The 13,340-nt window shown below is 38.5% G+C and carries 10 protein-coding genes; 9 read left to right on the plus strand and 1 reads right to left on the minus strand.

Annotation, left to right across the window (positions count from 1 at the left end):
* Positions 1-210 precede the first annotated feature (210 nt).
* Positions 211-861, minus strand: a complete 651-nt coding sequence (locus tag H3Z82_RS12230) for a fasciclin domain-containing protein (RefSeq protein ID WP_182205796.1) — start codon at positions 859-861, stop codon at positions 211-213.
* Positions 862-1,172: 311 nt separating this feature from the next.
* Between H3Z82_RS12230 and H3Z82_RS12235 the strand changes: the two genes are divergently transcribed.
* The 9 genes from H3Z82_RS12235 to H3Z82_RS12275 all read left to right on the plus strand — a co-directional run bounded on the left by H3Z82_RS12235 (position 1,173) and on the right by H3Z82_RS12275 (position 13,202).
* Entirely contained in the window at positions 1,173-6,161 is a 4,989-nt protein-coding gene (locus tag H3Z82_RS12235; protein WP_235982447.1) for a translocation/assembly module TamB domain-containing protein, read from the plus strand.
* An 85-nt stretch (positions 6,162-6,246) separates the two neighbouring features.
* Entirely contained in the window at positions 6,247-8,529 is a 2,283-nt protein-coding gene (gene tamL, locus H3Z82_RS12240; protein ID WP_220459188.1) for a translocation and assembly module lipoprotein TamL, read from the plus strand.
* 64 nt (positions 8,530-8,593) lie between these two features.
* Entirely contained in the window at positions 8,594-8,839 is a 246-nt protein-coding gene (locus H3Z82_RS12245; RefSeq protein WP_182205798.1) for an AbrB/MazE/SpoVT family DNA-binding domain-containing protein, read from the plus strand.
* The gene (locus tag H3Z82_RS12250) at positions 8,830-9,153 is read left to right on the plus strand and encodes a type II toxin-antitoxin system PemK/MazF family toxin (protein ID WP_182205799.1); all 324 of its coding nucleotides are present in this window, start codon (positions 8,830-8,832) and stop codon (positions 9,151-9,153) included. The genes H3Z82_RS12245 and H3Z82_RS12250 overlap by 10 nt, the downstream gene beginning before the upstream one ends.
* Before the next feature lie 11 nt (positions 9,154-9,164).
* Positions 9,165-9,644: a nucleoside deaminase gene (locus H3Z82_RS12255; RefSeq protein ID WP_182205800.1), complete on the plus strand. Its 480-nt coding sequence runs from the start codon at positions 9,165-9,167 to the stop codon at positions 9,642-9,644.
* Positions 9,645-9,836: 192 nt separating this feature from the next.
* Complete coding sequence (locus H3Z82_RS12260; protein WP_182205801.1) at positions 9,837-10,172, plus strand: arsenosugar biosynthesis-associated peroxidase-like protein; 336 nt, start codon at positions 9,837-9,839, stop codon at positions 10,170-10,172.
* 165 nt (positions 10,173-10,337) lie between these two features.
* A complete protein-coding gene (gene arsS / locus H3Z82_RS12265) occupies positions 10,338-11,390 on the plus strand; it encodes an arsenosugar biosynthesis radical SAM (seleno)protein ArsS (protein ID WP_182205802.1) in 1,053 nt (350 codons plus the stop codon).
* A gap of 328 nt (positions 11,391-11,718) precedes the next feature.
* A complete protein-coding gene (locus tag H3Z82_RS12270; protein WP_182205803.1) occupies positions 11,719-12,393 on the plus strand; it encodes a TIGR04282 family arsenosugar biosynthesis glycosyltransferase in 675 nt (224 codons plus the stop codon).
* The gene (locus tag H3Z82_RS12275) at positions 12,390-13,202 is read left to right on the plus strand and encodes a purine-nucleoside phosphorylase (protein ID WP_182205804.1); all 813 of its coding nucleotides are present in this window, start codon (positions 12,390-12,392) and stop codon (positions 13,200-13,202) included. The genes H3Z82_RS12270 and H3Z82_RS12275 overlap by 4 nt, the downstream gene beginning before the upstream one ends.
* Positions 13,203-13,340 lie beyond the last annotated feature (138 nt).

Consider the following 13,340-nt stretch of genomic DNA (forward strand, 5'->3'; position numbering starts at 1 on the left):
ATACATTATTCTTTGAATTCTAATTTTTTGTTACAACACTAAGTGCCATCGTCAAAATAACTCATTTGCCATTATACAAAAACTTGAGTTCTGAATTTATTAACTCATCGTCCATAAGACTCTGATCACTACCCCATTCGACCTTATACTTAATAAAAAAAGACCCAACTTTAGGTTAGGTCTTCATTTATCAAAAAAATAAAATAGGTCTTATTTTTTAGCCATCAATACGGTATCAATAATATAAATAATCCCATTTGAAGCAGGTACATTACCCAAAATAACTTGTGCCTTCTTACCTGAGCCATCTTTAATAACAAATTGATCTCCGTTCATTGAAGCGGTCAATTCTTCACCCGTTACAGTTTTAAACGTATAAGATCCATCAGCGCCTTTTATAGCTGCTGCGAATTTTTCAGAATTAATTACTCCAGGAACCACGTGATAAGTCAAGACCTCACTTAGCATTTCCTTGTTTTCCGGTAGCATTAATTCATCACGTTTTTTCTGCGATAATTTTTCAAAGGCGTGATTTGACGGTGCAAATACCGTGTACTCTCCCGGTTCAGAAAGCATGGTTGACAAGTCAGCAGCTTGCAAAGCACCTGCCAAAGTAGTCAAATCCTCATTCATCATGGCTTGTCCGGCAACACTATTGGCTCTTGCCTCTTCTTTAATCTTAGCCTCTTTAGCCTTTTCGGCTTCCTGTTCCATTTTAGCCTTTTCAGCAGCCTCCATTTCCACACGTTCGGTTTCAATTCTCATCTGCTCTTCTTTCTTTTTTCCGTCCTCACATGAGGTAATAAAAACAAATGCTGTAACAACAGCTGCAAATAATATACTCGATTTCTTAATAATCATAATTCAGTCATTTATTGGTTTATAATTATATATACGTATGAAATGAGCCGATGTAGTAAAATTTGTACAACTTTAACATAATCGTCCTAAATCCTTAAATAGATGTTAATTCCGCCAATTTTTGAGGTTAGAGTTATTAATAATCGTGTTTAGAGACACGTCGCAACTTCTAATATGATAAATTTGTAATCATATATATATGATAGTTATTGGAAGAGAACGACAGCAATAAAAAAAAACCTAAAAAAAGAAAATATAGGGCCCTCAGAATAATCGGAAGAATTATTTTGGGCATTCTTGTATTCTTAATTTTGTTGATCTTATTTATCAGAAGTCCTTGGGGCCAAGGTATTATTGTTGACAAAGCCACATCTTACGTTTCCAATAAGACAAACAGCACAGTCGAAATTGAACGTCTATTCCTGACATTTGACGGGAATCTCCAAATTGATGGTTTATTTCTGGATGATACTAAAGGTGATACTTTAGTGTACTCAAAATCTTTAGAAGCCAACGTCCCTTTATGGGCCATGATCCGTGGTGAAGGCATCGGTGTTGACGCACTGTCTTGGGAGGGGCTTCGTGCCAATATTAGTCGTAAAGATTCCATTAGTGGTTATAACTTTCAATTTTTAATCGATGCTTTCGCTCCAGCGGACACCACTACCGTTGCAACAGACACTACGGCTGCACCATTGAATATTGTTATAGGGAAACTTAATTTTAAAGATTTCGATATTGTTTTTGATGATGCCGTTGCCGGGATTGATAGCCGATTTAAAATCGGGACGCTCAATGCCAATATGAAAACCACTGATTTGGAGCAAATGCTATTTGAAGCCTCCGCTTTGGAACTTTCTGATGCCCAAATTAAATTCATCCAAACGCCAGTACCAGTTATCCCTGAGGAAGACCCAACGCCCTTACCGTCTCTTGCTGTTGAGACTTTAACTTTGAACAATGTTTATGCCGATTACCAATCCTACGGCGATCGGATTGCGGCAGAAATTGATATTCATGAATTATTCGCTAAAATCCCAAAAGTAGATTTAACCAATAGTGATTTTGTAGTGGAAACCTTTCATCTAAGAAACTCTTCCGTCCTTCTAAATACTGAAACTGACACTAATGCTGTCACACAAAAAGTGGTGGAAGTTACCCAAGACATCAAACAGGATATTCAGACTTTTGAATGGCCGGAATTAAGGTTAGCAATCGGTTCGGTTGATTTTACCAATAACAAATTCAGCTATTTTGTCGCTTCCGCAGAAGCTAAAACAGGACAATTCAATCCGGATGCTTTTGTATTAAACGATTTAAACCTGCAAGCCAATAACATCAATCTAAAGGATAAAAAAGCAGAACTTCATATCGAAAATTCCACCTTTAAGGAAATTTCTGGTTTTGATTTAAAGGAACTAAGCCTTAAGTTCAATGCTGACGATAATACCTTGACTGTATCTGATCTGAAAACTGCATTAAACAACAACAGCCTAAACGCCAATTTGCGACTTGATTACCCGAAATTATCGGCGTTGATAGAAGCGCCAGAAAAATCGAAGATTGCTATTGATATTCCCACATTCCGAGTGTCTCTGAAAGATGTATTCCTGATTCAACCGGAACTGAAAAAAAATGAATATCTCAATACTCTCAGCCAACATTTACTCACCGGGAATACCACGGCCAACGGGTATTTATCGGATATCAACATTAATCGTATGAATGTCAATTGGGCAAACACGCACATTTCGGCAAACGGAAAAATTCAAAACATCACAGAACCTGAGAACATTCAATTCAACATTCCCAATTTTTCAGCCATTTCCACCCGAGCTGATATTGTTCAATTTGTTGATGAAAAAGACTTGGGTGTGAAGCTGCCCGAAGATGTTAAACTAGCAGGAAACATTAAAGGGAATCCCAACGATATTTATGCCAATGCAACGTTGACCACCACACAAGGTATCGCTAATGTGGACGGACATTTTAAAAATGGAAAAATTTTAGAGTTTGATGCCAATCTTACCATTGATGATTACAAACTGAACGAGTTGTTGCAAAATGAACAATTGGGCAATTTGAGTTTATCTGTAAAAGCCAACGGAAAGGGGAAAAATATAAATGATCTTGACGCCCATGTAGAGGCAACCGTTTCCAGTTTTAAATACAATAATTATGATGTTAACGACTTAAAACTTATTGGAGATATCAAAGATGGGCGCGGAAAAGTAACCTCTAAATATAAGGATTATAATCTCAATGCAGACTTATATGCCACCGTAGTTTTGGATTCCGTGGCACCTGAAGCTAATGTAGAGTTGAATATTATTGGTGCCGATTTAAAGGCTCTCGGACTCATGCAACGTGACGTTAAAACAGGCATGAAAATCTATGCCGATTTTAAGGGTAATGCCATTAATTACGATGTGGCCGCCATTGTAGATGAAGGAGTCGTGGTTTACGATAACAAAACCTACCTGTTAGGAGATCTCAATGCTCTTGCCCACGTGAGAAGAGATACCACATCGGTGTCCATTAAAAATAAATTGGTGGATGTATTGGTGCAGTCCAATACGGATCCGGAAACGTTTAGCAAATCCATTAGACGTCATGTTTTAAGTTATTTTTATCGTGATGAGGAAGTGCCCGACAGTATTGCTGATCCCGTAAATTTAAAATTGCGCGGCAAAATCATCGAAGCCCCAATTCTAAATGAAGTATTTTTAGTGAACGTGAAAAAGTTGGATACGGTTAAATTTGATGTTGACTATATAGAAAAGGAACGACAGTTGACAGCAAAGGTTACTGCACCGCACATCAATTATAGCGGCTACGAGCTGGACAGCTTGGCTTTTTCAATGGATACGGACAAGGATAAATTTATTTTCGACCTCGGGTTCAACAGAGTTAAAGCTGGTCCGTTAAACATTCAAAAAACAAAAATGTCAGGAAATCAATCTAACAATGAACTTTCCCTGGCATTTATAGCCTATCATAAGGAGGACATATTAACACAGATAACTAGCAAAATAACAGGAAGTCGTGAACGTTTACGCTTTCATGTCAATCCTGAAGATTTGATCTTAAACAAGTCGCCTTGGCATACGCCAGAAAACAATGAAATCCTGATCAGTGATAATAATATGGAATTTAATGAGTTTGTGTTCAATCGTGAAGATCAATCTTTTGAGATTACTGATGATCTACCTTCCGAATCCAAGAAGCATATTGCTGTTGACTTTAGGAATTTCAAACTGAGTGAGTTTTTAAATTATTTAAATCCTGATGAGGAATTGGCCACGGGCAACCTCAACGGCAACTTTATTTTGGTAGAGCCTTTTTCTAACACTGGAATCGTTGCTGATTTGGACATTTCGACCTTGAGTTTTATGCAAGTTGATATGGGCAATTTGAGTCTTGATGCCAAATCGCTTGGAAGCGATAGTTATGATTTTAATGTTGACATGAACGGCGGCGAGATTGATTTGGATATTAAAGGGGATTATGTTGCATTTCCAGGTGGTGCCAACCTCGATTTAACGTTGGATATCAACCAATTTAACATGAACGCCCTGAGTGGATTCTCTCAAGGTGAAATCACTGAAACCGACGGCAGTTTTAAGGGGAACTTCCAACTGAGCGGCTCTCTAAGCGAACCTAAATATGAAGGTAGTTTGTCGTTTAACGACGCCGATTTTAAGATAAAGATGTTCAATTCGGCTTTTACATTGGCCAATGAAACCTTGCACGTCAATAATGATGGTTTGTCCATGGACAGCTTTACCATTACCGATGAAAATAAAAACACTCTGATTGCGTCGGGAAGTATAGGTACTGAATCATTTATCAACCCGACTTTTGATTTACAGGTACTCGCTGATAATTTTCAAGTTCTCAACGCCACCAAGGAAGATAATGATTTCCTTTACGGGAAAGTTTCTTTTGATGCAGATGCCAAAATCACAGGCGATTTACAGATTCCGATCATTGACATGAAAGCCACTGTGAGTTCAGACACAGATGTTACTTATGTGATGCCTTCAGCCACCGTTAACATTGAAGAGCGCGATGGGGTAGTTATTTTTGTGAATCGCGAAAACCCTGATGCTATCTTAACCAGAACGGATGAAAAAACTGCTACCATCACTGGGTTTGACATGAACGCCTTATTAAAAATTGGTAAGGATGCGGCGGTTACCATCATTATTGATGAGTCTACTGGAGATAATTTTAAAGTGTCAGGAGAAGGCGATCTGACCTTCAGCATGAAGCCCAATGGAAACATATCTCTGGCGGGCTTGTATGAAGTTGAAAGCGGCCATTACGAAATGAACCTTTATAATATTGTGAACCGTAAATTCAATCTTGTTTCAGGCAGTCGTGTCACTTGGTCAGGCGATCCTTTTGATGCCAAATTGGATATTTCGGCACTATATGAAGTCAAAACTTCGGCATCGGCCTTAATGGCACCAACCACGTCCAACCTGGACGCTTCTGCTAAAGGAAAATTCCGTCAAGTGCTTCCGTTTTATGTCTACCTCAATATTGATGGACAATTGACAGAACCTAAAATTAATTTCAATCTTGATATGCCCAAAGATGAACAAGGTGCCATAGGCGGACAAGTTTACGGCAGGGTGCAGCAACTTAATCAACAGGAAGACGAGCTGAACCGACAGGTGTTCTCACTATTGGTACTGAACCGATTTTATCCTGATCCAGGAAGTGATGGAAGTACTGGTGGGGTAGCCTCAATTGCAAGAGATAACTTAAATGATGCCGTGTCTGATCAACTTAATATGTTCTCGGATAAACTATTGGGCAACTCTGGTTTTGAACTTAATTTTGGTCTTGACAGTTATACTGATTATCAAGGCAGCACCCCTACGGACCGGACACAGTTGGATATTGCTGCTCAGAAGAAAATGTTTAACGACCGATTGATTGTCAGTGTGGGTAGCGAAGTGGATGTTGAAGGCAGCAGTCCGACCGGCGAAGAAACACCCCTTGTTGGGAATGTCACCATTGAATATCTATTAACAGAAAATGGACGGTACAGGCTAAAAGGCTTCCATAGAAACGAATTTGAAAACGTTATTGACGGACAGATTATTGTAAACGGTATTGCCGTAATATTTACTCAAGAGTTTAATAAGTTTAATGAACTCTGGGACGCATTGGTTAAATCGACCACAAAAGCAGAAAAGGAAGAAAAAGCCAAATTAAAGGCGGCTGAGGAAGCTCAAAAGGAGAAGGAAGAAAAGGTTGACGCCAGTATCGAGAAAAAGAAGAATTAACAAAATTGTCAGTTCAGAAAATAAAATAGATGTTCAACATAAATTTGGATATCAAGAACTGAAAAACCTATAAATAAAGTACATCTTGAAATTATATTTTAAATACCTCATTTTTCTTCTCTTCATATTCGGAGGTCTTTATTCCTGCAGTATTGCCAAGCACATTCCTGAAGACGAACGCTTGTACACGGGCGCCGAACTTAACATCGTTTCGGATTCTATCATAAAAAATGAGGCTGGATTAAGAAAGGAACTTGAGTCTGTGTTGCTTCCAGAACCGAACTCAAAATTTCTGGGCATGTATCTCGGACTTTATTACCATTACAAAAACCAAAATGGCAAACCAGGGTTCATCAACCGCTGGTTGTATAAAAAATTAGGGGAAAAACCGGTCTATCAATCGGATGTGGAAACTTTTGAAGTCCAAGACTTACTCCTTAATCGCCTTGAGAATAGAGGTTTTTTCTATAGTAGGGCATCTTCGGAATTTGAAGAATCCGAGAAAAAAGCATCTGCTTTATACACCGTTGATGTCCCGAGACCTTACCGAATGGAAACTTATCAGTTGGACTCCTTACCTGCTCCTATCTATAAGGAAATAGATTCTTTGGTCAAAGAGTCTCCGTTAAGTAAAGGCATGCGCTTTGATTTGAATAAGATGAAACTGGAACGTCTCCGTATTGATTCCAATCTTAAAGAAAGAGGCTATTACAATTTCAATGAAAGCTTTCTGATTTTTGAAGCCGATACGAATCGCTATGACAACAAAAGCTTTGATTTATTCCTCAAATTAAAAAAAGCAGTACCCTCGAAATCGATAGTTCCCTATAAAATTTCAAAAATCAATGTTTACGCAGACTATAACACTACCGATTCTATTCCTTCAGAAATTATTCGTTACAAAGACAAGAATTATCTAGAAGAGGACATGTTTTTTAAACCAAAATATTTAGATCCATTTATTACTTTGGAAGAAGGGCAATTTTACAATCCGGAAACCTCTCGTAACACCGCAAGACGTCTCTCCACTATTGGGGCCTACAAATATGTTAACATACAGTATAAAGAGGTGGACACCTTGGCGACGGACGATTTAGGTCTTTTGGAAGCCAATATCTACTTATCACCACTAAACAAACGTGCCTTTTCAGCAGAGTTACAAGTTGTCAATAAATCGAACAGTTTTACTGGTCCTGCACTTGCACTGACTTATAGCAACAGAAACGTTTTTGGCGGTGGAGAAACTTATAATACCACCTTAAAGGTAGGTTATGAAGCTCAAATTGGTGGCGGAAAACAATCAGGAGACAGCAGTTTTGAACTTGGTTTGAAGAACGAATTAATTTTTCCGCGAGTTATTTTTCCAATAAAAATAAATGATGACTTCTTTGAATATTCCATTCCAAAGACCAAAACCTCGTTGAGTCTCGATTTTCAAGATCGCAGAAAGTTATACACCCTAATTTCTGGCACCGCATTATTTGGCTACGTATGGGATGCTAATAGGTACGTGACCCACCAAATCAATCCGATTTCTGTGAGTTATACTGACCTGATGAAAACCACTCCAGAGTTTGAGCTAATTTTGGATGACAACCCCTTCCTGAAACGTAGTTTTGAACAGCAATTTATTTCAGGGCTCACTTATTCGTTTACCTATAATGAGATGGTTGACCAACAAAAAACGCATCAAAAATTTTTAAACTTTATGTTGGACGTGGCCGGGAACTCCATCAGTCTTTTCGGAAAAGACCAAGGTCCTGACGCTCCTAAAACGTTCCTTGGGATGGAATATGCGCAATATGCCAAAGCAGATCTCGATTTGCGCTATCACTTTAATTTTGGCAAGGAACAAACTATTGCAGCCCGTGTTTTTGGTGGCTACGGAATGGCTTATGGCAACTCTGATATCATCCCCTTTGTAAAACAGTATTATGCCGGTGGGCCTTATAGCATCCGGGCTTTTAGAATTCGCTCTTTAGGGCCTGGGACTTATAACCCAGAAGAAGACCCTAACAATACCAGCGAAAACTTTTTTGACAAGACAGGAAATATTATTTTGGAGGCCAATGTTGAATATCGTTTTCCAATTGTTTCGTTTTTAAAAGGAGCCGTTTTTGCCGATGCCGGAAATATTTGGAATTCCAAAGAAAATCCAACCTTTGGAGGGAAGGATAAGTTCACTAAAAACTTTATCAATGAACTGGGCATGGGCGCTGGTGTTGGACTTCGTGTCGACATCCAAAGTTTTGTCATCCGATTTGATTTGGCGGCCCCTTTTCATGATCCCTCACTTAAAAAAGGGGAGCGTTTTAATTTTGATGTTAGCAACCCCATCCTGAACTTTGCAATTGGGTATCCGTTTTAATATCTTCCATAAGTATTGTTTTACGACTTAATATGTAATAACTTTGTAACTACATTTTAAAAATATGGAAGCAGCAATCATAAAAATCGGAAATTCAAAAGGACTTCGCTTGAGCAAGACCATTTTGGAAAAATACAATATTCAGGACAAAGTTCAATTGATCCTTGAGGATGACCAAATAATCTTAAGACCTATTAAGGAGCCACGAAAGGGATGGGAGAAAGCATTTAAAAAAATGAATGTTCAAGGTGGCGACAAGCTGTTGATCGACGATGTTTTTGAGGACGAAAATCTTGAAGAATGGAACTAAATCAATATCGGATTGTTTTGGTCAATTTAAATCCAACACTTGGGAGCGAAATTCAGAAAACCAGACCTTGTGTTATTATTTCACCTAATGAAATGAATACCTATTTGAATACCATCGTTATTGCTCCAATGACCACAAGTTTAAAAAAATACCCCACAAGAGTTTCGGTAAAACACAATGGAAAAAAAGGAATGATTGCCATTGACCAAATCAGAACTATTGATAAAATTAGAATCATCAAAACCTTTGAAACGTTGACCTCAATTGAAATCACCAAGTGCAAAGCCATTATCAAGGAGACTTTTGTAGATTAATAATTTAATAAATGAAGACAGAAAACAAAAATAAATTCATGCTCGAAGCGGTTAACGCAGCACTCAAAGGCATGAACAATAACGAAGGCGGTCCGTTTGGCTGTGTCATCGTAAAAGACGGAAAAATCATAGGTCGTGGCAATAATAAAGTCACCTCCCATAATGATCCTACCGCACATGCCGAGATTATAGCCATCCGCGATGCTTGCAAAAATCTCAATTCATTTCAATTGGAAGGTTGTGAAATCTACACCTCCTGTGAACCGTGCCCAATGTGCTTAGGTGCTATTTACTGGGCCAGACCTGATAAAGTGTTCTATGGATGTAGTCAAGAAGATGCGGCAGACATCAATTTTGATGATGCCTTTATCTATAAGGAAATTGAATTGCCCCATGATAAACGCAGTATTCCTTTTGAACAATTGGCACGTGATATCGCCTTGGAACCGTTTCAAAAATGGCGCACCAAAGACGACAAGACTGTCTATTGATTGTCTCAGATCAGATTTTTAAAATTTAATCGGTAGAGGATGTAATTCTAAGCCAAGTGGTTCGACTCACATCTATAATTCCAACTTTGACTTAGAGTATCGTCTAACTGTCCCTTAAAATCAGATCGACAACAAACGGCATTAAATTTATATAATTTACCCTTTTTATAAGTTCAACTAACAATCCAACCCATGCAAAAAACCTATTACGACCCAGCAGATTTAAAAAAATTCGGAAAAATCACAGAATGGAGTGAAGAACTTGGCAACAAGTTTTTTGATTATTACGCCAAGGTTTTCGAGGAAGGGAAACTTTCCGCTCGTGAAAAATCATTGATTGCTTTAGCGGTTGCCCATACCGAACAATGTCCTTATTGTATTGATGCCTACACCCAAGATGGTTTGCAGCGCGGCATCACAAAAGAAGAAATGATGGAAGCTTTGCATGTTGGAGCCGCCATTAAAAGTGGCGCAACCTTGGTGCACGGGGTGCAGATGATGAATAAAGTCAATAAATTAGAAATGTGAGCAGAGAACCACTCCCGATTTTTATCAGGATCTTAAAAAAGTACGAAGTAGGAAGATAGAGATTTAAAAGTTTTGGGTCTAACCGAGGGGTTGAACCTAAAACCTTGAACTGTTGATTTTGAATTCTGAACCTGGAACTTTAAACCTTAAATTGTAAACTTAAAAATGATCAAATCCCTACAGAAAAGAAATAGTGAATTAGCAAACAGTAAAAGACAGCTCGAAATCTTATCCAATGGAATTTTTCAAAATGGAGATTTACCAAAATTCAAGGATAAGATTGCCGAGACGGGACAATTTCCATTAAGAGCCAAAAAGCTTGAGATCCTACAAATCAATGTTGGGTATATGTGTAATCAAGTTTGCGAACATTGCCACGTTGATGCTGGTCCAGATCGAAAGGAAATCATGACCAGAGAGACCATGCGACAATGTCTCGAAGTCATAAAAAATACGGGAGCACATACTTTAGATTTGACCGGAGGCGCTCCTGAAATGAATCCCGATTTCAGATGGTTTGTAGAAGAAGCTTCTAAAGTTGGCGTTAAGGATTTTATTGTGCGTTCAAATCTGACGATTATTAGGGCCAATAAAAAATACTACGACTTACCTGAATTTTTCAAAAAACACAACGTTCATGTTATTTCTTCCATGCCTCATTGGACCAAAGGAAAAACGGACAAACAACGAGGGAGTGGTGTTTTTGACAAATCCATAAAAGCATTACAAGAGCTCAATGCGGTGGGTTATGGCATGCCGGACAGCAATCTGCGATTAGATTTAGTGTATAATCCGTCGGGCGCATTTTTACCAGGAAACCAAGTCAGTATGGAAAAAGATTTCAAAAAAGCTTTGATCGACGATTTTGGCATCCGTTTTCACAATTTATTCACCATTACAAATTTACCTATCAGCCGATTTTTGGATTATTTGATTGCCTCTGAAAACTACGAAGATTATATGTACGCTTTGGTAGAAGCTTACAATCCGCAGACCGTTGACAATGTGATGTGTACCAATACGCTCTCTGTTTCATGGGATGGTTATTTGTATGATTGCGATTTCAATCAGATGCTGAATCTGCCAGTAAACAGCAAAGTCAAACATATTTCAGACTATAACGAAGAACTTTTGGAAGGAAGAACGATTATGATTTCCCAACATTGTTACGGCTGCACAGCTGGCGCAGGAAGTAGTTGTCAGGGGAGTGTGACTTAGATGAAATTGAAGTTGAAATTGAAGTCGAAATTGAGGTTTGAGAGATGTGGTGACTTAGATGAAGTCGAAATTGAAGTTGAAGTTTAATTTCCTTGCGCTATTGCGCACAAGTTCGCACCTTCAAAAAGCTAATAATAATCAGGTTTTTCATTAAGCTTCGAGTTTCCCGCCATCGCAAATGCTACCAACCTTCGCAGAAGCTTCCGACTGGCAGGCGGACGAGCAGGCAATTCTCTTTTGAGTTAGCGGAACTCAGCTCCTATTTAAATAACTTCACAATCCAATAGTTTTTCCCGAACTTTGAATACTAAACTTTGAACTTTCACGAATGGGTATACTTTCATCCAAACATACTGACGGCGCTAATGAAATGGCCACCGAGTTCCATTTTCCTACCTCCAAAAAGGCACTGATCATTTTCACCCGTAATCCTGAATTGGGTAAATGCAAAACGCGATTGGCACAAACGATTGGAGATGAAAATGCTTTGGAAGTCTATAAATTTCTTTTAAATCATACCGCTTCAATTGCAAAAGAGGTTAAAGCAGATCATTACGTTTTCTATTCTGAAAACATCATAAAGGACGACCTTTGGGATGTTGGCACATTCCGAAAAAAGCTCCAAAAAGGTAACGATTTAGGCCAACGGATGCAAAATGCTTTTGTAGAATTATTTGAAATGGGCTACGAAAAGGTCGCTATTATCGGAAGTGATCTTTTAGACTTGGACGTAGAACTCGTGAACAATGCCTTTTCACAACTCGAATTTGACGATGTGGTCATTGGACCAGCTTTAGACGGTGGATATTATCTCTTGGGAATGAAAAATCTGTATCCCAAAGTGTTTCAAAATAAAGCTTGGGGCACTTCTTCAATCTTAAATTCCACTTTGCAGGACCTCCAAAATTGCTCGGTCTATTTGTTGAAAGAATTGAATGATATCGATACCTTTGAGGACATGAGAGATTATGAACAACTAAAAAAATTTCACATAAAAAAATGATAAAATTCATCAACGAAACCACAGAATACTTACAAAAAAAAGGTTTCGATAATCCAGAAATCGGTATCATCCTTGGCACAGGCTTGGGTCAATTAATCGATGCCGTTGAAATCATTCACGAAGTCAGTTATAACCATATACCGAACTTCCCGACGGCAACGGTCGAATTTCATAAAGGTAAACTGATTTACGGGATTATAGAAGGAAAAAAAGCCATCATCATGCAAGGACGTTTTCATATCTATGAGGGTTATTCATTGCAAGATGTGACCTACCCTGTTCGCATTATGGAAAAATTGGGCATTCATACGCTTTTGGTATCCAATGCATCCGGAGCGATCAATCTCGATTTCAAAAAAGGAGAATTGATGCTCATTGACGACCATATCAATCTACAGGGCAGCTCACCTTTGGCCTTTAAAGGTGTAGAACAAATGGGCGAGCGCTTTACGGATATGAGTGCGCCTTATGATGCGGAAATCAATTCTAAATTTGAACAAATTGCTAAAAACCACAACATCACGCTTCACAAAGGTGTGTATGCAAGCGTGGTCGGACCTCAATTGGAAACGAGAGCAGAATATCGCATGCTGAAAATTATTGGTGCTGATGCGGTTGGAATGAGTACAGTTCCTGAGATTATAGTGGCCAATCATTTGAAGTTAAAAGTGGCAGCGGTATCGGTTTTAACGGACGAATGCGACCCAAATAATCTAAAACCAGTAGATATATCGGAAATTATTGCCATGGCGGAAAAAGCAGAACCGGATATGATTGTATTATTTCGAGAGTTGATTAAGAATTTGTAAAAACATCTGAGACAGAGACCTTTCAGGTTTCAAAAACCTGAAAGGTTTATCGGCTGAATGCAAACAGCATTTCGCAAACTCCGTAAAAGCGAAAAACAGAATTCATATTTTTGGGAAAGGGAATATGTGTAAGTAATT

The sequence above is a fragment of the Gelidibacter maritimus genome (assembly GCF_014062315.1).
Lineage (GTDB): Bacteria > Bacteroidota > Bacteroidia > Flavobacteriales > Flavobacteriaceae > Gelidibacter > Gelidibacter maritimus.

What these genes read in the sequence shown, in the direction of transcription:
- H3Z82_RS12230 (WP_182205796.1), bottom strand. Translation starts at nt 861, where the DNA reads ATGATTATTAAGAAATCGAGTATATTATTTGCAGCTGTTGTTACAGCA.
- H3Z82_RS12245 (WP_182205798.1), top strand. Translation starts at nt 8,594, where the DNA reads ATGGAAGCAGCAATCATAAAAATCGGAAATTCAAAAGGACTTCGCTTG.
- H3Z82_RS12250 (WP_182205799.1), top strand. Translation starts at nt 8,830, where the DNA reads ATGGAACTAAATCAATATCGGATTGTTTTGGTCAATTTAAATCCAACA.
- H3Z82_RS12255 (WP_182205800.1), top strand. Translation starts at nt 9,165, where the DNA reads ATGAAGACAGAAAACAAAAATAAATTCATGCTCGAAGCGGTTAACGCA.
- H3Z82_RS12260 (WP_182205801.1), top strand. Translation starts at nt 9,837, where the DNA reads ATGCAAAAAACCTATTACGACCCAGCAGATTTAAAAAAATTCGGAAAA.
- arsS (WP_182205802.1), top strand. Translation starts at nt 10,338, where the DNA reads ATGATCAAATCCCTACAGAAAAGAAATAGTGAATTAGCAAACAGTAAA.
- H3Z82_RS12270 (WP_182205803.1), top strand. Translation starts at nt 11,719, where the DNA reads ATGGGTATACTTTCATCCAAACATACTGACGGCGCTAATGAAATGGCC.
- H3Z82_RS12275 (WP_182205804.1), top strand. Translation starts at nt 12,390, where the DNA reads ATGATAAAATTCATCAACGAAACCACAGAATACTTACAAAAAAAAGGT.